This is a genomic window from Halorhodospira sp. 9622, assembly GCF_022228025.1.
Lineage (GTDB): Bacteria > Pseudomonadota > Gammaproteobacteria > Nitrococcales > Halorhodospiraceae > Halorhodospira > Halorhodospira halophila_A.
Genome location: NZ_JAJNRE010000030.1, coordinates 1 through 19,706, shown reverse-complemented (window position 1 = coordinate 19,706; position 19,706 = coordinate 1). Strand labels below are relative to the sequence as shown.

Here is a 19,706-nt window from a genome sequence, read left to right as displayed (position 1 = left end):
AGGGTCTTCGGTATAAGGGTACGGTATACCACGCCGGCAAGGTTGGGACGGGGTACCGAGGCCGTGCAACACCTGGATCAGAACACAGAGACCCGGCTCCTGCGCACACTGAGCGACGGGCGCTTCGCCTCCGGGACAGCGCTCGGCGAGGCGCTCGGTATCGGACGGGCCGGCGTGGCCCGGGCCGTGGCGCGCCTGCGTCAGGCTGGACTGCGCATCGACGCCGTACGTGGCCGCGGCTACCGCATCCCCGGCGGTTATGACCCGCTCGACGCGGTACGGGCGCGACAGGCCTGGGTGGCCGCCGGCGGCCCCGACCCGTCGCGTTTCGAGTGCCTCTACCGCCCCGCATCCACCAACGAGCACGCCTTGCAGACCGCTGAGCGGGGCACCGGGGTCGTCTTCGCTGAGGGGCAGTGTGCCGGGCGCGGGCGGCTGGGGCGGGCCTGGGTGTCTCCGCTCGGCAACATCTATCTCTCAGTGGTCCACGACTTTGCGACGGTCCCCGAGCCGCCGGCCCCCCTGGCCTTGGGCGTGGCGGTGTCGCTTGCTGAGAGGCTCCGCCCCCTGGGGGTGCCGGTTCAGGTGAAGTGGCCCAACGACCTGCTCGTCGCCGGCCGCAAGATCGGCGGCATTCTCACCGAACTGCGTGGTGACCCTCTGGGCCCCTGTCGGGTGGTGATCGGGGTCGGGCTCAACCGCTATGTGCCGGCGGCCACCGATCACCGGGGGCTGTCGCCCGGCGCAATCACCGACGCGCAGGTGCCGGGCACCGAACGCTCGACACTGGCCGGCTCGGTGGCGGCGTGGGTGGCCGTTGGCGCGCGGCGCTTCGAGCGCGACGGCCTGGCCCCGCTGCTCGTCGGATGGGAGGCAGTGGATGCCCTTGCCGGCCGGACCGTGCACCTAGAGGGCAGCGGACGCACGACCAGCGGCGTGGCCCGGGGGATTGATGAGCACGGTCGGTTGCGCGTGGAGACCGAGCGCGGCCTGGCCTGTTTCGCCAGCGGCGAGGCGCACCTGCACCGGAGCGCATCATGAAGCTGCTCCTCGATCTCGGCAACAGTGCGGTCAAGTGGGCCGCAGTTCCGCCCGCTCCCGCCCCGTGGCGGACCGGACGGCTGGCCTATGCCGAAGCCTCCGGGCCCGAAGGTGTCGTCTCGGCGTTGCGGGATGGCCTTGGCGACGCCGCGGCGCCCGCACGCATTTGTGTCGCCAGCGTGCTCTCCCGCGCCTGGCAGCGTGAGCTCGACGCTGCGCTCCAGCGCGCTTGGCCCGTACCGGTCCACCACCTGGCCAGCACCGCGAGTGCGGCCGGCGTCATCAACGCCTACCACCGACCGGAGCAGCTCGGTGTCGACCGCTGGGCCGCGCTCATCGGCGCGCGGGCCAGAAGCCCCGGCGGGGCCTGCATCGTCGATATCGGCACCGCCATCACCGTCGATGGCCTCGACGCCGACGGGCGACACGTCGGCGGCGCCATCTACCCGGGTCTGCGCCTGCTCCACGAAGCGTTGGCCCGGGGCACTGCCCGATTGCCCGATCCCGGCCCGGCGGCCAGCCCGGAGCTGCCAGCGTGCTCCACCGCCGACGGGATCCGCGCCGGTATCGGTGTTGGCACCCCGGCCGCCGTCGCCGCTCTGGCCGAGGCGATTCTGGCCGCCTGCCCGGACGGCTCGCAACGGCTGCTCACCGGCGGCGGCGCCGACGAACTCGCTCCGGCGCTCGGGCCGGGCTGGTGTCACCGGCCCCACTTGGTGCTGGAGGGTCTGCTGCACTGGAGTACCCACGAGGCCCCGCGTTGATGTTCGCTCGCCGCTGGCTGCTGCCGGTTGCGCTGCTGCTGACGCTGCCTGGGCCGGCCCCGGCCTTGGAGCTTGTCCCGCGCGGAGAGAGCGAGGCGGGCTGCTACGCCACGCCGTGGACAGCGGACCGGCAGCGGGCCGTGCAGCTGGTGGCCAGCCTGCGCCAGCGCGGCTACATCGCCGGCAGCGAGGAGGGGGTCCACGAGAAGCAGGTCGGCTACCGGGTGGCCGCACCGCAGCGTTTGCGCCTGGATCGCGCCCGTGAGCGGATCCGGACCGCGGAGGGGGCGGGCTTCAGCGCCGCCCTGGCCCGTGGCGCCGACGGCCGGCCCACCGTCTCCTACGGCACCCACCGGAAGCGCGTCGAGGCCGATCGCCGTGCCGCGAATCTCGCCCGGGTCGGGATCGAGACCACCGTCGAGCCCGTCTACCGCACCCGTACCACGGCCCGCGTGGTCGTGCGCGCCCCCGCATCGCGCCTGTCGGTGGTCCGTTTCGGGACCTTGTGGCGCCCGGTGCATTGCGATGCGCTCCAATGGTGATTACGATGCTCCGGTGATTGGGCTGGCGTAGCTCAGTTGGTAGAGCGGCTGCCTTGTAAGCAGCGGGTCGCAGGTTCGAATCCTGTCGCCAGCTCCAGCGTTGACAGAATCCGGACGGATCTGCATAATTTCACATCCTGTATCCGGAGGGGTACCCAAGCGGCCAACGGGGGCAGACTGTAAATCTGCTGGCTTAGCCTTCGGAGGTTCGAATCCTCCCCCCTCCACCAGACAAAAAAGCGGCGCCACGCCGGCGGGCGGGCAGCGGGTACGAACGACGGCGTTTGGGTTCTGCGGGTGTAGTTCAGTGGTAGAACCTCAGCCTTCCAAGCTGATGACGTGGGTTCGATTCCCATCACCCGCTCCAGGCAGTTGGCCGCCGCAGGCGGCATAGCCAGTTCAGCGGGCCCATATAGCTCAGCAGGTAGAGCACTTCCTTGGTAAGGAAGAGGTCACCGGTTCGAGTCCGGTTATGGGCTCCATTTTTCACGGCGCAACACGCAGACGCCCTGTCAAAACATCAGCGAACACGGGGAGAAGCCGTCCATGTCCAAGGAAAAGTTCGAGCGCAAGAAGCCGCACATCAACGTCGGCACCATCGGTCACGTGGACCATGGCAAGACGACGCTGACTGCGGCCCTGACCAAGGTGCTCGCCGAGGCTCACGGCGGTGACGCCCGTGCGTTCGATCAGATCGACAACGCGCCGGAGGAGCGTGCCCGCGGCATCACGATCGCCACCGCGCACGTGGAGTACGAGTCGGAGAGCCGCCACTACGCCCACGTCGACTGCCCGGGTCACGCCGACTACGTGAAGAACATGATCACCGGCGCGGCGCAGATGGACGGCTCGATCCTGGTGGTCTCCGCCGCCGACGGCCCGATGCCGCAGACGCGTGAGCACATCCTGCTCGCCCGTCAGGTCGGTGTCCCGGCGATCGTGGTCTTCCTGAACAAGGCCGACATGGTCGACGACGCCGAGCTGCTCGAGCTCGTCGAGATGGAGGTCCGCGAGCTGCTGAGCGACTACGACTTCGACGGTGACAACATCCCGGTGGTCACCGGCTCGGCGCTGAAGGCGCTCGAGGGCGACGACTCGGAGATGGGGCGTCCGGCGATCATCAAGCTCGTCGAGGCCATGGACGAGCACATCCCGCAGCCGGAGCGTCCGGTTGACGGCGACTTCCTGATGCCGATCGAGGACGTCTTCTCCATCTCGGGTCGCGGCACGGTGGTCACCGGCCGGGTCGAGCGCGGTGTGATCAAGGTCGGTGAAGAGGTCGAGATCGTCGGCATCACCGAGACGCGCAAGACGACCTGCACCGGCGTCGAGATGTTCCGCAAGCTGCTCGACCAGGGCGAGGCGGGTGACAACATCGGTGCGCTGCTGCGCGGGATCAAGCGCGACGACGTCGAGCGTGGCCAGGTGCTGTGCAAGCCGAAGTCGATCACGCCGCACACGCACTTCGAGGCCGAGGTGTACGTCCTGAGCAAGGACGAGGGTGGCCGGCACACGCCGTTTTTCAACGGCTACCGTCCGCAGTTCTACTTCCGGACGACGGACGTCACGGGTACGGTGACGCTGCCGGAGGGCACCGAGATGGTGATGCCGGGCGATAACGTCAAGATGACGGTTCAGCTGATCGCCCCGATCGCCATGGAGGACGGCCTGCGCTTCGCGATCCGCGAGGGCGGCCGCACCGTCGGCGCCGGCGTCGTCTCCAAGATCATCGACTGATCTTGCCAGACCGGGGGTGTGGGTGGTATAACTCCGCACCCTCAGGTCATCAAACACCAGGCCAGTAGCTCAATTGGCAGAGCAGCGGTCTCCAAAACCGCAGGTTGGGGGTTCGAGTCCCTCCTGGCCTGCCAACTTCACGACGCGGTCCGGCGGGCATGGCTCGCCGGACCGCTTCGGTAGCAGGGTCCATGAAGTCAAAGGCAGAGACTGCGAAATCCCCGCTTGACGTCGTTAAGTGGGTCGTAGCCATCGCTCTCGCGCTCGGGGCCGTGGCCGGGTTCTACGTCTTCGGTGACGAGCCGCTCCTCTATCGGGTCGCCGGCCTGCTGGCCGTCGTCGGCGTATCCGTCGCCATCCTTGCCACCACCGCGCAGGGGCGGAACGTCTGGTCGTTCGCCCAGGGGGCCAAGCAGGAGGTGCGCAAGGTCGTCTGGCCTACCCGGCAGGAGACCCTGCAGACCACGCTGATTGTCGCCGCGGTGGTGATCATCGTGGCGATCTTCCTCTGGCTGATGGACCTGCTCCTGCTTTGGCTGGTCGGCATGATCACCGGCCACGGAGGCTGATCCATGGCACTGCGCTGGTATGTAATCCACGCCTACTCGGGCTTTGAAAAGCAGGTCCAGCGTTCCCTCCAGGAGCGCATACGGCGCGCGGGCATGGAGGACAAGTTCGGTGAGATCCTCGTGCCCACCGAGGAAGTCGTCGAGATGCGCGAGGGGCAGAAGCGCAAGAGTGAGCGCAAGTTCTTCCCGGGCTACGTCCTCGTGCAAATGGAGCTCGACGACGACACCTGGCACCTGGTTAAAGAGGTGCCTCGGGTCATGGGCTTTATTGGCGGGCGGCCCGATCGCCCCGCGCCCATCTCCGATCGCGAGGCCGAGCAGATCCTTAGCCGGGTCCGGGAGGGCGCGGAGAAGCCTCGCCCCAAGGTTCTTTTCGAGGTCGGCGAGATCGTGCGGGTCACCGACGGTCCCTTCACCGACTTCAACGGCGCCGTGGAAGAGGTCAACTACGAGAAGAGCCGCCTGCGTGTTGCGGTGCTGATCTTCGGCCGCTCCACGCCCGTCGAGCTCGAGTTTAGCCAAGTCGAGAAAACGTAACCGCGACGCGCCGACCGGCGCGTCTCACCCCACGGGGAGCCCTCACCCGGCGTTCGCACCCGTGACAGGAGCACGCAAGCATGGCGAAGAAGATCGAAGCTTATATCAAGCTGCAGGTCCCTGCCGGGCAGGCCAACCCGAGCCCGCCGGTGGGTCCCGCTCTCGGTCAGCACGGCCTGAACATCATGGAGTTCTGCAAGGCGTTCAACGCCCAGACCCAGGAGATGGAGGCCGGCCTGCCGATCCCGGTGGTGATCACGGTCTACTCCGATCGCAGCTTTACCTTTGTTACCAAGACCCCGCCGGCCGCGATCCTGCTGCTCAAGGCCATTGGCGCCAAGGGCGGCTCGGGCACGCCGAACACCAAGAAGGTCGGCACCGTCCAGCGCGATCAGCTCGAGGAGATCGCCCGGACCAAGTGGCCGGACCTGAACGCCTCCGACATGGACGCGGCGGTGCGCTCCATCGCCGGTACCGCGCGGAGCATGGGCATCGACGTGGAGGGGGTCTAAGCCATGGCCAAGCTGACCAAGCGGCAGAAGCAGATTCGCGAGCGCGTGGACCGCAACCAAGCCTATCCGGTGGACGAGGCGCTGGCTCTGGTGAAGGAGCTGGCCACGGCGCGCTTCCCCGAGAGCATCGACGTTGCGGTTAACCTCGGCGTCGATCCCCGCAAGTCGGATCAGATCGTCCGCGGCTCCACGGTGCTGCCCAACGGTACCGGTAAGTCGATGCGCGTGGCCGTCTTCGCCCAGGGCGAGAACGCCGACGCCGCGCAGGCCGAGGGTGCCGACGCCGTCGGCATGGACGACTTGGCCGAGCGCATGCAGGGCGGCGAGCTCGACTACGACGTGGTGATCGCCTCGCCGGACGCCATGGGGGTGGTCGGCAAGCTCGGTCCGGTCCTCGGCCCGCGCGGGCTGATGCCCAACCCGAAGACCGGCACCGTCTCCGCCGACGTCGCAGGCGCCGTGCGCAACGCCAAGGCCGGGCAGGTGCGCTACCGCACCGATCGGGGGGGCGTGATCCACTCCGCGATCGGGCGCGCCAACTTCGACAACCAGGCCCTGCGCGAGAACCTGGACGCGCTGCTGGCCGACCTGAACAAGCTCAAGCCGAGCACCTCCAAGGGTGTCTACATCAAGCAGGTCACCGTGTCCTCGACCATGGGCGCCGGTGTCCGCGTCGATAAGGGCACCCTCGGAGTGTGATCCGGAACCTTGGCGGGCCGTGCTGCGGCCCGCCGGACCTGGCCGGCACGGAGGCCGGCCCGGCTGTCTGACAGCGACAGCCGTCCGAGACCGCCGGTGCCCTGCGGGGCTTAAAGGGGAGACCCGCCTGCGTAGACGGTGGCGCAAGCGAGGAGCCTGCACTTCGCCACCGTGAAGCCGACTCGAGAGAGTCGATTCGCGTATCCCAACCACGGGGTGCGCACCATCGGCTCCCGGGAGGCGACTTCCGAGGAGATCAACCTTCCCAGGAGACAGACGATGGGACTGAGTCTGGAGCAGAAAAAGGCGATGGTGCAGGAGGTGGCTGCGGTGGCCCAAGAGGCCCTGACCGCGGTCTCCGCCGAGTACCGGGGCCTGACTGCCGGGGAGATGGACGAGCTGCGCGCCCAGGCGCGTGAGCAGGGCGTCTACCTCCGCGTGGTCAAGAACACCCTGGCCCGGCGGGCAGTGGCCGGCACCGACTTTGAATGCATGACCGAGGGCTTCTACGGGCCGCTCCTGCTGGCGTTCTCGCAGGACGACCCGGGTGCGGCGGCGCGTCTGGTGCGCGACTACCGCAAGAAGAACGAGGCGCTGGTCGTGCGCAACGTGGCGTTCGGCGGCACGCTGTACGGTGCCGAGCACCTCGAGCGGCTGGCCAGCCTGCCGACCCGCGATGAGGCCCTGTCGAAGCTTATGGCGACCATGCGTGCCCCGGTCCAGAAGCTCGCCACCACCACCAACGAGGTGCCGGGCAAGCTGGTGCGGACCCTGGCCGCCGTGCGCGACGCCAAGCAGGCTGCCTGACCTGGCCATACGCCACCGGACCCGCAGGGGTCCACTCGCTGATTACTGAATAGGAGAGACACAGATGGCCGCTTCGAAAGACGAGATCCTTGAGTCCATTGCCAACATGAGCGTCATGGAGGTCGTGGAGCTCATCGAGGCGATGGAAGAGAAGTTCGGCGTCACCGCGGCCGCGGCCGTGGCCGCTGCGCCCGCTGCCGGCGGTGGTGGCGGCGACGAGGGCGCCGCCGCCGAGGAGCAGACCGAGTTCGACGTGATCCTCAGCTCCCACGGCGACAACAAGGTCGGCGTCATCAAGGCCGTGCGCGGCGTGACCGGCCTGGGCCTGAAGGAGGCGAAGGAGGTCGTCGAGGGCTGCCCCGCGCCGATCAAGGAAGGCGCCTCCAAGGAAGAGGCCGACGACATCAAGGCCAAGCTGGAAGAGGCGGGGGCGAGCGTCGAGCTCAAGTGAGCTGGACCGAGCAACCGTCCAAGCGGATGTAAGCGCGGGCTGGCGGCCGGGAGGCCGCCGGCCTTCGCCTGTTGATACTGCATCACCGAATAACGCAGAGACCCTTCGGGGCACCTGACAAGGCAACGTTACGCCCGGAGCGGTCCCTTTGGCAACGCTGTCCGCGGGAATCCGCGGTCTGGTTCGAGAAGCTGCTCAAGCGCTGAGGAAGCCCGATGGCCTATTCGTTCACCGAGAAGAAGCGCATCCGCAAGGACTTCGGGAAGCTCCCGAATATCCTCGATGTCCCCTACCTGCTGGCGACCCAGGTCGACTCGTACCGGCAGTTCCTGCAGGACGAGGTCAGCGAAGACGAGCGCGACACCGAGGTAGGCCTCGAGGGCGCGTTCCGGTCGGTCTTCCCGATCCAGAGCCACTCCGGGAACGCCGAACTGCAGTACGTCTCGTACCGCATCGGCGACCCGCCGTTCGACGTCAAGGAGTGCCAGAGCCGTGGGCTGACCTACGCCGCGCCGCTGCGCATGCTGGTGCGTCTGGCGCTCTATGACAAGGAGGGCGGCGGCGTCAAGGACATCAAGGAGCAGGAGGTCTACATGGGCGAGATGCCCCTGATGACCTCCACCGGCACCTTCGTGGTCAACGGCACCGAGCGCGTGATCGTCAACCAGCTCCACCGCTCGCCGGGTGTCTTCTTCGACCACGACAAGGGCAAGAGCCACTCCTCCGGCAAGCTGCTCTTCTCGGCGCGCGTCATCCCGTACCGCGGCTCTTGGCTCGACTTCGAGTTCGACCCCAAGGACACGATCTACGTGCGCATCGACCGCCGGCGAAAGCTGCCGGCGACGATCCTGCTGCGTGCCCTCGGCTACACGCCCGAGGAGATGCTCTACGCCTTCTTCGATACCGACCGCTTCCACCTGGGCAGCGGCAACAAGGTCGTGCTCGATCTGGTGCCTGAGCGCCTGCGCGGCGAGACCGCCAGCTTCGATATCGTCGCCGGCGGCGAGACCATCGTCGAGTCGGGCCGGCGGGTCACTGCGCGGCACGTCAAGCAGCTGCAGAAGTCCGGCGTCGAGCAGCTCGAGGTGCCCGAGGACTACCTCACCGGCAAGATCCTCGCCCACGACGTCGTCGACCCGGCCACCGGCGAGCTCCTCGCCGAGGCCAACGCTACGCTGACGCCGGAGATCACCCAGTCGTTCTTCGACGCCGGCATCCGCGAGATCGAGACGCTGTTCGTCAACGACCTCGACCGCGGCCCGTACATGTCCACCACCCTGGCCGCCGACGCCACCCGCAGCCAGATGGAGGCGCTGGTCGAGATCTACCGCATGATGCGTCCCGGCGAGCCGCCGACCAAGGACGCCGCGGAGAACCTCTTCCACACCCTGTTCTTCACCAGCGACCGCTACGATCTGTCGCCGGTGGGGCGGATGAAGTTCAACCTGCGCGTCGGCCGCGACGAGGTCCGTGGCCCGGGCATCCTCTTCGACGGCAAGTACTTCGCGGGCCTCGGCAACGAGGACAAGGACGCCGCTGACCTGCTCGAGCGTTACGGCGAGAGCTCCGATATCCTCGACGTGCTCCGCGAGCTGATCGACATCCGCAACGGCAACGGCCAGGTCGACGACATCGACCACCTGGGCAACCGCCGCGTGCGCTCCGTCGGTGAGATGGCCGAGAATGTCTTCCGAGTCGGCTTGGTGCGCGTCGAGCGTGCCGTCAAGGAGCGCCTCTCCCTGGCTGAGAGCGAGGGGCTGATGCCCCAGGAGCTGATCAACGCGAAGCCGGTGGCCGCGGCCATCAAGGAGTTCTTCGGCTCCTCGCAGCTGTCGCAGTTCATGGACCAGAACAACCCGCTCTCCGAGGTGACCCACAAACGGCGCATCTCGGCACTGGGCCCCGGCGGCCTGACCCGCGAGCGGGCGGGCTTCGAGGTCCGTGACGTGCACCCGACCCACTACGGTCGCGTCTGCCCGATCGAGACGCCGGAGGGGCCGAACATCGGCCTGATCAACTCGCTGGCCGTCTACGCCCAGGCCAACCGCTACGGCTTTCTCGAGACCGCCTACCGCAAGGTCGTCGACGGTCAGGTCACCGATCAGGTGGAGTACCTCTCGGCGATCGAGGAGTCGCGCTACGTCATCGCGCAGGCCAACGCCCGCGTGGACGAGAACGGCCACCTTGCCGACGACCTGATCTCGTGCCGTCACCAGAACGAGTTCACCATGGCCACGGCGGACCGCGTCCAGTACATGGACGTCTCGCCGCGCCAGATCGTGTCGGTGGCCGCCTCGCTGGTGCCGTTCCTCGAGCACGACGACGCCAACCGCGCGCTGATGGGTGCGAACATGCAGCGCCAGGCCGTGCCGACGCTGCGTGCCGACAAGCCGCTGGTGGGCACCGGCATGGAGCGCACCGTCGCCCGTGACTCCGGCGTCATCGTCACCGCCGAGCGCGGCGGCGTCGTCGAGCAGGTCGACTCGAGCCGGATCGTCGTGCGCGTCGACGACGACGAGACCACCCCGGGCGAGCCGGGCGTCGACATCTACAGCCTGACCAAGTACACCCGTTCCAACCAGAACACCTGCTTCAGCCAGAAGCCGCTGGTACACGTCGGCGATCACGTCGCCCGGGGCGACGCCCTGGCGGACGGGCCGTCCACGGACATGGGCGAGCTGGCCCTGGGCCAGAACATGCTCGTCGCCTTCATGCCGTGGAATGGCTACAACTTCGAGGACTCGATCCTCATCTCCGAGAAGCTGGTCAAGGAGGATCGCTACACCTCCGTCCACATCGAGGAGCTGACCTGCGTCGCCCGGGACACCAAGCTCGGCAGTGAGGAGATCACCGCCGACATCCCCAACGTCTCCGAGTCGGCCCTTTCCCGCCTCGATGAGTCGGGCATCGTCTACATCGGTGCGGAGGTCAAGGCCGGTGACATCCTCGTCGGCAAGGTCACGCCCAAGGGCGAGACCCAGCTGACGCCGGAGGAGAAGCTGCTGCGGGCGATCTTCGGTGAGAAGGCCTCCGACGTGAAGGACACCTCGCTGCGTGTGCCCACCGGCATGGACGGCACCGTCATCGACGTCCAGGTCTTCACCCGCGACGGCGTCGAGAAGGACGAGCGCGCCCGCGCCATCGAGCGCGAGGAGATTGCCCGGGTGCGCAAGGACCTCGACGACGAGAAGCGCATCTTCGAGGACGACGCCTACGCCCGGCTCGAGAAGCTGCTCGTCGGCAAGGTTGCCGAGGGCGGTCCCAAGGGGCTGGGCAGCGGCGCCGAGGTCACCGAGGCGTATCTGCAGGACCTGCCGCGTGAGCGCTGGTTCGAGATCCGCATGCGCGACGAGGAGGTCAACCAGCAGCTCGAGGCCGTGCGCCACCAGCTGGAGACCCAGAACGACCGCTTCGAGCGTCGCTTCCAGGAGAAGAAGGAGAAGATCACGGCCGGTGACGACCTCTCTCCGGGCGTGCTCAAGACCGTCAAGGTCCATCTGGCCGTCAAGCGCCGCCTGCAGCCCGGCGACAAGTTCGCCGGCCGCCACGGCAACAAGGGCGTGATCTCCATGATCGTCCCCGAAGAGGACATGCCCTTCATGGACGACGGCACGCCGGTGGAGGTCGTCCTGTCGCCGCTCGGTGTCCCGTCGCGGATGAACGTCGGGCAGGTGCTCGAGACCCACCTCGGTTGGGCGGCACGTGGGCTCGGCCACCAGATCGGGCAGATGCTCGAGCAGCAGGCCCAGGCCGAGGAGCTGCGCGGCTACCTCTCCGAGATCTACAACGCCTCCGGGCGCAAGGAGGAACTCGAGACGCTCACGGAGGCCGAACTCCATGAGCTCTGCCGCAACCTGAGCGGCGGCGTGCCCGTGGCCTCGCCGGTGTTCGACGGCGCCAACGAGGCGGAGATCAAGCGCTGGCTGAAGCTCGCCGGCCTGCCCGAGTCGGGTCAGACCACGCTCTACGACGGGCGCACCGGCGATGCCTTCGACCGGCCGGTGACGGTGGGCTACATGTACATGCTCAAGCTCAACCACCTGGTCGACGACAAGGTTCACGCCCGCGCCACCGGGCCGTACTCGCTGGTCACCCAGCAGCCGCTGGGCGGCAAGGCGCAGTTCGGTGGTCAGCGCTTCGGCGAGATGGAGGTCTGGGCCCTGGAGGCTTACGGTGCGGCGTACACCCTGCAGGAGATGCTCACCGTCAAGTCCGACGACGTCAGTGGCCGGACCAAGATGTACAAGAACATCGTCGACGGGGACCACCGCATGGAGGCCGGTATGCCGGAGTCGTTTAACGTCCTGGTCAAGGAGATCCGTTCCCTGGGCATCAACATCGAACTGGAGAGGGACGACTGACAGCGGCGCTCAGCGCCGGGCGTGCGGCGGCCGCGGTGACCTTCGGGGGCCGTGGCCGGACGTCGCCTGAGCGCTGGCGTACCGATTCAGATGCCCGGGGCCGATGCCCCGGGGTCCGAGCCGCCGGGCTAGCGGCGGCGACCTGAGATCAACGCGCGAGCGGGCAGCAGACATGAGAGATCTTCTCAACCTTTTCAAGCAGCCGGGTGCTCAGCTGGAGGACTTCGACGCGATCCGTATCGGGCTGGCATCGCCCGAGATGATCCGTTCCTGGTCCTACGGCGAGGTCAAGAAGCCGGAGACCATCAACTACCGCACCTTCAAGCCGGAGCGCGACGGGCTCTTCTGCGCCAAGATCTTCGGCCCGGTGAAGGACTACGAGTGCCTGTGCGGCAAGTACAAGCGGCTCAAGCACCGGGGCGTGGTCTGCGAGAAGTGCGGTGTCGAGGTGACCGTCGCCAAGGTGCGCCGCGAGCGCATGGGCCATATCGACCTGGCCAGTCCGGTGGCCCACATCTGGTTCCTCAAGAGCCTGCCGTCGCGCATCGGCCTGCTGCTGGACATGACCCTGCGCGACGTCGAGCGGGTGCTCTACTTCGAGGCGTACATCGTCATTGAGCCCGGCATGACCCCGCTCGAGCAGGGGCAGTTGCTGACCGACGAGCAGTACCTCGAGGCCGTCGAGGAGCACGGCGACGAGTTCGACGCCCGCATGGGTGCCGAGGCGGTGCTCGAGATCCTCAAGGGCATGGACCTGGAGGCCGAGGCGCGCCGGCTGCGTGACGACATCGAGGCCACCGGTTCCGAGTCCAAGATCAAGCGCCTGTCCAAGCGGCTCAAGCTGCTCGAGGCGTTCCTCGAGTCCGGCAACAAGCCCGAGTGGCTGATCATGACCGTCCTGCCGGTCCTGCCGCCGGACCTGCGCCCGCTGGTGCCGCTCGACGGCGGTCGCTTCGCCACCTCGGATCTCAACGATCTGTACCGGCGGGTGATCAACCGCAACAACCGCCTCAAGCGGCTGTTGGAGCTGGCCGCACCGGACATCATCGTGCGCAACGAGAAGCGCATGCTCCAGGAGTCCGTCGACGCCCTGCTCGACAACGGCCGCCGCGGCCGGGCGATCACCGGCACCAACAAGCGCCCGCTCAAGTCCCTGGCCGACATGATCAAGGGCAAGCAGGGGCGCTTCCGGCAGAACCTGCTGGGCAAGCGCGTCGACTACTCCGGCCGTTCCGTGATCGTGGTCGGCCCGACGCTGCGCCTGCACCAGTGTGGCCTGCCCAAGCGCATGGCGCTGGAGCTGTTCAAGCCGTTCATCTTCTCCAAGCTGCAGCGCCGCGGCCTGGCCACCACCATCAAGGCGGCCAAGAAGATGGTCGAGCGCGAGACCGGCGAGGTCTGGGACATCCTCGACGAGGTCATCCGCGAGCACCCGGTGCTGCTCAACCGCGCACCGACGCTCCACCGCCTCGGCATCCAGGCCTTCGAGCCGGTGCTCATCGAGGGCAAGGCCATCCAGCTCCACCCGCTGGTGTGCACCGCCTACAACGCCGACTTCGACGGCGACCAGATGGCGGTGCACGTGCCGCTGTCGCTCGAGGCGCAGCTCGAGTCGCGGGCGATGATGATGTCCACCAACAACATCCTCTCGCCGGCCTCGGGTGAGCCGATCATCGTCCCCTCCCAGGACGTGGTGCTGGGCATCTACTACATGACCCGCGAGCGCGTGAACGCCCGCGGTGAGGGGATGCGGCTGTCCGGTGTCGAAGAGGTCCACCGCGCCTACCAGACCGGCGCCGCCGAACTCGGTGCGCGGATCGAGGTGCGCGTCCGCGAGCGCGTCTTCGACGACACCGGCGAGCTGGTCGAGCGCGTTCAACGCCGGCAGACCACCATCGGGCGTGCCCTGCTGTTCGACATCGTCCCTGACGGCCTGCCCTTCGAGGCCGTCGACCGCGAGCTCGACAAGAAGGGCATCTCCGGGCTGGTTAACGCCTGCTACCGCCGCGTCGGCCTCAAGGGCACTGTCATCTTCGCCGACCAGCTGATGTACACAGGCTTCTTCTACTCCACCAAGGCCGGCGTCTCCATCGGCGTTGACGACATGGAGGTGCCTACGGACAAGGAGGAGGCCCTGCGCTCGGCCGAGGAGGAGGTCCGCGAGATCGAGGACCAGTACGCCTCCGGGCTCGTTACCAGCGGCGAGCGTTACAACAAGGTCGTCGACATCTGGGCGCACACCAACGACCAGGTCGCCGGCGCCATGATGGAGAAGATGGGCAAGGAGACGGTCATCGATGCCGAGGGCAACGAGACCGAGCAGAAGTCCCTGAACTCCATCTTCATCATGGCGGACTCCGGTGCCCGTGGCTCGGCCGCGCAGATCCGCCAGCTCGCCGGCATGCGCGGCCTGATGGCCAAACCCGACGGTTCGATCATCGAGACGCCGATCACGGCCAACTTCCGCGAGGGCCTCAACGTCCTGCAGTACTTCATCTCCACCCACGGCGCCCGGAAGGGCCTGGCCGATACGGCGCTCAAGACGGCCAACTCCGGCTACCTGACCCGCCGCCTGGTGGACGTCTCGCAGGACCTGGTGGTCACCGAGGAAGACTGCGGCACCACCGATGGCCTCGTGCAGACCCCGATCATCGAGGGCGGGGACGTCGTCGAGACCCTCGCCGAGCGGGTGCTCGGCCGCGTCGTGGCCGAGGACGTGGCGGTGCCCGGCAGCACCGAGATCGCCGTCGAGGCCGGCACGTTGCTCGACGAGGACTGGGTCGAGCGCCTTGAGCGTATGGGTGTGGACGAGATCAAGGTCCGCTCTGCGGTCACCTGCGAGACCCGCCACGGCGTCTGCGCCAAGTGCTACGGCCGTGACCTGGCCCGTGGCCATGGCGTCAACATCGGCGAGGCCGTCGGCGTCATCGCCGCGCAGTCCATCGGCGAGCCTGGCACGCAGCTGACCATGCGCACCTTCCACATCGGCGGTGCCGCCTCGCGGGCGGCCGCCGTCTCCCAGGTGGAGGTGCGCAATACCGGCAAGGCGCGGCTGCACAACATCAAGACCGTGCAGCACCACTCCGGCAGCTATGTGGCCGTCTCTCGCTCCGGCGAGCTGACCGTCATGGACGAGTACGGCCGCGAGCGCGAGCGCTACAAGATCCCCTACGGCGCCGTGCTGAGCGTCGGCGACGAGGATCCCGTCGAGGCCGGCCAGGTGGTGGCCAACTGGGACCCCCACACCCACCCGATCGTCACCGAGGTGGACGGGTACGTCCGCTTCCACGACTTCGTCGAGGGGGTCACCGTGCAGCGTGAGGTCGACGAGGTCACCGGCCTGTCGAGCCTCGTGGTCACCGATCCGAAGAGTCGCGGGACCGGCGAGCACAAGCGCCAGGTCACCGACGCCAACGGCAAGGTCACCGAGGAGCGGGTCGCCTACAAGGACCTGCGCCCGATGATCAAGCTCGTCGACGGCGACGGCAACGACTTGAACATCGCCGGCACGCAGATCCCGGCCCACTACTACCTGCCGGCTGGTGCCATTGTCTCGCTGGAGGACAACGCCGAAGTCCGCGTGGGTGACGCCCTGGCGCGCATCCCGCAGGAGGCGTCCAAGACCCGTGACATCACCGGCGGTCTGCCGCGGGTGGCCGACCTGTTCGAGGCGCGTAAGCCCAAGGAGCCGGCGATCCTCGCCGAGGCCTCCGGCACCGTCGGCTTCGGCAAGGAGACCAAGGGCAAGCAGCGGCTGATCATCACCAAGGCCGACGGCGAGACCCACGAGGAGCTCATCCCCAAGTGGCGGAACGTCACCGTCTTCGAGGGCGAGCACGTGGAGAAGGGCGAGACCATCGCCGATGGCGAGCCCAACCCCCACGACATCCTGCGGCTGCTCGGCGTGACCAAGCTTGCCGAGTACATCGTCCAGGAGATCCAGGACGTCTTCCGCCTCCAGGGCGTGGGCATCAACGACAAGCACATCGAGGTGATCGTCCGCCAGATGCTGCGCAAGACCATCGTCTCCGACCCGGGCGACTCGCTCTACCTCAAGGGCGAGCAGGTCGACCGGGCCAAGCTGCTCGAAGAGAACGAGCGGCTCGAGGCGCAGAGCAAGCAGCCGGCCCAATGGGAGCCGTCGCTGCTGGGCATCACCAAGGCGTCGCTGTCCACCGAGTCGTTCATCTCGGCGGCCTCCTTCCAGGAGACCACCCGGGTGCTCACCGAGGCGGCGACCCGCGGCATCCGAGACGACCTGCGTGGCCTGAAGGAGAACGTCATCGTCGGCCGGCTCATCCCGGCGGGCACCGGATTCGCCTACCACGCCGCGCGGCGCCAGGAGGCCCCCGGTCCGGTGGCGACGCCGGAGCAGCAGGCCGAGGAGGTCTTCGCCTCGCTCGGTCAGGGCGAAGGCGCGGATTCCGGTCCCTCCGGCGAGGAGGCCGGGCCCGAGGCCGAATAGCCCCGAGCAACCGCAACGCAAGCCGTGCGCCCCGGGGTGGTCCCGGGGCGTGTCATTGACAAGGGCGCGGGATCACCCTAGAATGCCGCGTCTTCGACAGGCCGGCCATCCGGCCTGTCGTTTTTGGGTCGGTACGGAGCGCAAAACCCTATGGCGACAGTGAACCAGTTGGTGCGCAAAGGTCGCACCAAGCGCACCGCGAAGAGCAGTGTGCCGGCGCTGGAGGCGAGCCCTCAGAAGCGCGGCGTATGCACTCGCGTCTACACCACCACGCCGAAGAAGCCGAACTCCGCGCTGCGGAAGGTGGCGCGTGTGCGTCTGACCAACGGTTACGAGGTGGCCTCCTACATCGGTGGTGAGGGTCACAACCTCCAGGAGCACTCGGTCGTCCTCATTCGTGGCGGGCGTGTCAAGGACCTGCCTGGTGTGCGCTACCACGTCGTCCGCGGTGCCGCGGATACGGCGGGTGTCGACAAGCGCCGGCAGGGTCGTTCCAAGTACGGCGCCAAGCGCCCGAAGAAGAAGTAACGGGACTCAGTCATGCCTAGGAGACGAGAAGTACCCAAGCGCAAGGTCCTGCCCGATCCCAAGTACGGGAGTGAGGTCCTGACCAAATTCGTCAACATGGTCATGAGCGACGGCAAGCGCTCGGTGGCCGAGCGAATCCTCTACGGGGCCTTGGAGCGCATCGGCGCCAAGCACGACGATCCGATCGAGGTCATGGAGACCGCGCTCGAGAACGTCAAGCCGCGGGTCGAGGTCAAGTCCCGGCGCGTCGGTGGCGCTACGTATCAGGTTCCGGTCGAGGTCCGCCCCGAGCGGCGCCAGACCCTCGCCATGCGCTGGCTGCTCGAGGCGGCCCGCAAGCGCGGCGAGAAGACCATGGCCGCGCGCATGGCCAACGAGATGCTTGAGGCGGCGGAGAGTCGCGGGACGGCCGTGAAAAAGCGTGAAGACACGCACCGCATGGCCGAGGCCAACAAGGCCTTCTCGCACTACCGCTGGTAAACGCAGAAACACGCTTCAAAACGGGGTATTCCACCGTGGCACGCAAGACACCCATCGAGCGCTATCGGAACATCGGCATCGCCGCTCACATCGATGCCGGCAAGACCACCACCACCGAGCGCATCCTGTTTTACACCGGTGTCTCGCACAAGATGGGTGAGACCCATGACGGTGCGGCGACCATGGACTGGATGTCCCAGGAACAGGAGCGTGGCATCACCATTACGTCCGCCGCGACCACCTGCTTCTGGCGCGGCATGGACCAGCAGTACCCCGAGACCCGGATCAACATCATCGACACCCCGGGTCACGTCGACTTCACCATCGAGGTGGAGCGCTCGCTGCGGGTGCTCGACGGCGCCGTCGCCGTGTTCTGTGCCGTCGGTGGCGTGGAGCCGCAGTCCGAGACGGTCTGGCGCCAGGCCAACAAGTACGGCGTGCCGCGCATGGCGTTCGTCAACAAGATGGACCGCGCTGGCGCCGACTTCTCGCGTGTGGTCAGCCAGATCCGCGAGCGGCTCGGTTCCCAGGCGGTGCCGATCCAGCTGCCCATCGGCGCCGAGGACCAGTTCGAGGGCATCATCGACCTGCTGCGCATGTCCGCCATCTACTGGGACCGCGACGAGCAGGGCATGACCTACTCCGAGCGGGAGATCCCGGAAGAGCTCAGGGCCGACGCCGAGGCCGCCCGCGAGGAGATGGTCGAGGCCGCCGCCGAGGCGGACGAAGAGCTGATGGACAAGTACCTCAACGAAGGGGAACTGTCCCACGACGACATCAAGCGTGGCTTGCGCCAGCGCACCCTGAACACCGAGATCGTGCTGTGCATGTGCGGCTCGGCGTTCAAGAACAAGGGCGTTCAGACGCTGCTCGACGCCGTCATCGAATTCCTGCCGGCGCCCAACGAGGTCCCGGCCATCGAGGGTGTGCTCGATGACGAAGAGACCGTGGTCACCCGCGAGTCCAGCGACGATCAGCCCTTCGCGGCGCTGGCGTTCAAGATCGCCAACGATCCGTACGTCGGCAACCTCACGTTCTTCCGCGTCTACTCCGGCGTGCTAAGCTCCGGCGACGCGGTCTTCAACCCGGTCAAGGGCAAGAAGGAGCGCATCGGCCGTCTGCTGCAGATGCACTCCAACCAGCGCGAGGAGATCAAGGAGGTCCGCGCCGGCGACATCGCCGCCGCTGTCGGCCTGAAGGATGTCACCACCGGTGACACCCTGTGCGATCCGAGCAACAAGGTCACGCTCGAGCGCATGGAGTTCCCCGAGCCGGTGATCGCCGTTGCCGTCGAGCCGAAGACGCGCAGCGACCAAGAGAAGATGGGCCAGGCCCTCGGCCGGCTGGCGCAGGAGGATCCGTCCTTCCGCGTGCGCACCGACGAGGAGTCCGGGCAGACCATCATCTCCGGCATGGGTGAGCTGCACCTGGATATCATCGTCGACCGCCTCAAGCGGGAGTTCAAGGTCGAGGCCAACGTCGGCGCGCCGCAGGTCGCCTACCGCGAGACCATCCGTAAGCAGGTCGAGCAGGAAGGCAAGTTCGTGCGCCAGTCCGGTGGCCGCGGCCAGTACGGTCACGTGCACATCCGCATGAAGCCGCAGGAGCGTGGCGACGGCTACAACTTCGAGAGCAAGATCGTCGGCGGCGTGGTGCCCAAGGAGTACGTGCCGTCGGTCGACCACGGCTGTCGCGAGGTCATGGAAGAGGGCGTGCTCGCCGGCTACCCGGTGGTCGACGTGGCCGTGGAGCTCTACGACGGCTCCTACCACGATGTCGACTCCTCGGAGATGGCGTTCAAGATCGCCGGCTCCATGGCCTTCCGCGAAGGGTTCATGAAGGCGGATCCGGTTCTGCTCGAGCCCGTGATGAAGGTCGAGGTGGTCACGCCGGAGGAGTACATGGGCGACGTGGTCGGTGACCTCAACCGTCGGCGCGGCACCGTGCAGAAGATGGAGGACATCCCCAACGGCAAGCAGATCCGTGCCCAGGTGCCGCTGAAGGAGATGTTCGGCTACGCGACGGACCTGCGCTCCAACACCCAGGGGCGTGCCTCCTACGTGATGGAGTTCGAGGAGTATCACGAGGCGCCGGCGAGCATCGCCGATGAAGTGATCAAGAAGGCGTCGTAAGCGTACGTCGCCGTTCAGTTTCAGACGAGAGACCGTACAAGATAAACGAGGTGTGGCGTGTCCAAGGAAAAGTTTGAGCGT

General features: G+C 67.4%; 15 protein-coding genes and 5 tRNA genes. All 20 read left to right on the top strand.

Going from position 1 to position 19,706, the window contains the following annotated elements; genetic code table 11:
• A partial coding sequence (locus LRG07_RS12235; protein WP_238642501.1) for a biotin--[acetyl-CoA-carboxylase] ligase occupies positions 1–1,041 on the top strand: 1,041 nt, incomplete at its 5' end.
• Complete coding sequence (locus LRG07_RS12230) at positions 1,038–1,805, top strand: type III pantothenate kinase (protein WP_201169260.1); 768 nt, start codon at positions 1,038–1,040, stop codon at positions 1,803–1,805. The genes LRG07_RS12235 and LRG07_RS12230, both read left to right, overlap by 4 nt.
• Positions 1,805–2,347 (top strand): hypothetical protein, encoded by a 543-nt coding sequence (locus LRG07_RS12225; RefSeq protein WP_201169257.1) that lies wholly within the window; start codon positions 1,805–1,807, stop codon positions 2,345–2,347. The genes LRG07_RS12230 and LRG07_RS12225 overlap by 1 nt, the downstream gene beginning before the upstream one ends.
• Before the next feature lie 21 nt (positions 2,348–2,368).
• Positions 2,369–2,444 (top strand) — tRNA-Thr (locus LRG07_RS12220).
• Positions 2,445–2,492: 48 nt separating this feature from the next.
• Positions 2,493–2,577, top strand: a tRNA-Tyr gene (locus LRG07_RS12215).
• A 63-nt stretch (positions 2,578–2,640) separates the two neighbouring features.
• Positions 2,641–2,714, top strand: a tRNA-Gly gene (locus tag LRG07_RS12210).
• Positions 2,715–2,753: 39 nt separating this feature from the next.
• Positions 2,754–2,829 (top strand) — tRNA-Thr (locus LRG07_RS12205).
• Between the two features lie 64 nt (positions 2,830–2,893).
• On the top strand, positions 2,894–4,084 hold the full coding sequence (gene tuf, locus LRG07_RS12200) for an elongation factor Tu (RefSeq protein ID WP_238635713.1): 1,191 nt from the start codon (positions 2,894–2,896) through the stop codon (positions 4,082–4,084).
• 58 nt (positions 4,085–4,142) lie between these two features.
• Positions 4,143–4,218 (top strand) — tRNA-Trp (locus tag LRG07_RS12195).
• 57 nt (positions 4,219–4,275) lie between these two features.
• Positions 4,276–4,653, top strand: coding sequence for a preprotein translocase subunit SecE (gene secE / locus LRG07_RS12190; protein ID WP_201169253.1), 378 nt, complete (start codon positions 4,276–4,278; stop codon positions 4,651–4,653).
• Between the two features lie 3 nt (positions 4,654–4,656).
• Entirely contained in the window at positions 4,657–5,190 is a 534-nt protein-coding gene (gene nusG / locus LRG07_RS12185; protein WP_011813669.1) for a transcription termination/antitermination protein NusG, read from the top strand.
• Between the two features lie 80 nt (positions 5,191–5,270).
• Positions 5,271–5,702, top strand: coding sequence for a 50S ribosomal protein L11 (gene rplK / locus LRG07_RS12180; RefSeq protein WP_201169251.1), 432 nt, complete (start codon positions 5,271–5,273; stop codon positions 5,700–5,702).
• 3 nt (positions 5,703–5,705) lie between these two features.
• Positions 5,706–6,401, top strand: a complete 696-nt coding sequence (gene rplA / locus LRG07_RS12175; protein WP_201241646.1) for a 50S ribosomal protein L1 — start codon at positions 5,706–5,708, stop codon at positions 6,399–6,401.
• A gap of 279 nt (positions 6,402–6,680) precedes the next feature.
• A complete protein-coding gene (gene rplJ / locus LRG07_RS12170) occupies positions 6,681–7,208 on the top strand; it encodes a 50S ribosomal protein L10 (protein ID WP_201169249.1) in 528 nt (175 codons plus the stop codon).
• 64 nt (positions 7,209–7,272) lie between these two features.
• Complete coding sequence (gene rplL / locus LRG07_RS12165; RefSeq protein ID WP_201169248.1) at positions 7,273–7,659, top strand: 50S ribosomal protein L7/L12; 387 nt, start codon at positions 7,273–7,275, stop codon at positions 7,657–7,659.
• Positions 7,660–7,874: 215 nt separating this feature from the next.
• Complete coding sequence (gene rpoB, locus LRG07_RS12160; RefSeq protein WP_238634094.1) at positions 7,875–12,020, top strand: DNA-directed RNA polymerase subunit beta; 4,146 nt, start codon at positions 7,875–7,877, stop codon at positions 12,018–12,020.
• Between the two features lie 172 nt (positions 12,021–12,192).
• Positions 12,193–16,485 (top strand): DNA-directed RNA polymerase subunit beta', encoded by a 4,293-nt coding sequence (rpoC, locus tag LRG07_RS12155; RefSeq protein WP_201241649.1) that lies wholly within the window; start codon positions 12,193–12,195, stop codon positions 16,483–16,485.
• A gap of 150 nt (positions 16,486–16,635) precedes the next feature.
• Positions 16,636–17,013 carry a 30S ribosomal protein S12 gene (gene rpsL / locus LRG07_RS12150; protein WP_201169243.1) on the top strand — a complete coding sequence of 126 codons (378 nt, stop codon included), beginning with the start codon at positions 16,636–16,638 and terminating at the stop codon, positions 17,011–17,013.
• A 12-nt stretch (positions 17,014–17,025) separates the two neighbouring features.
• Entirely contained in the window at positions 17,026–17,493 is a 468-nt protein-coding gene (gene rpsG, locus LRG07_RS12145; RefSeq protein WP_201169241.1) for a 30S ribosomal protein S7, read from the top strand.
• Between the two features lie 35 nt (positions 17,494–17,528).
• Entirely contained in the window at positions 17,529–19,625 is a 2,097-nt protein-coding gene (fusA, locus tag LRG07_RS12140) for an elongation factor G (protein WP_201169238.1), read from the top strand.
• Positions 19,626–19,706: the final 81 nt, after the last annotated feature.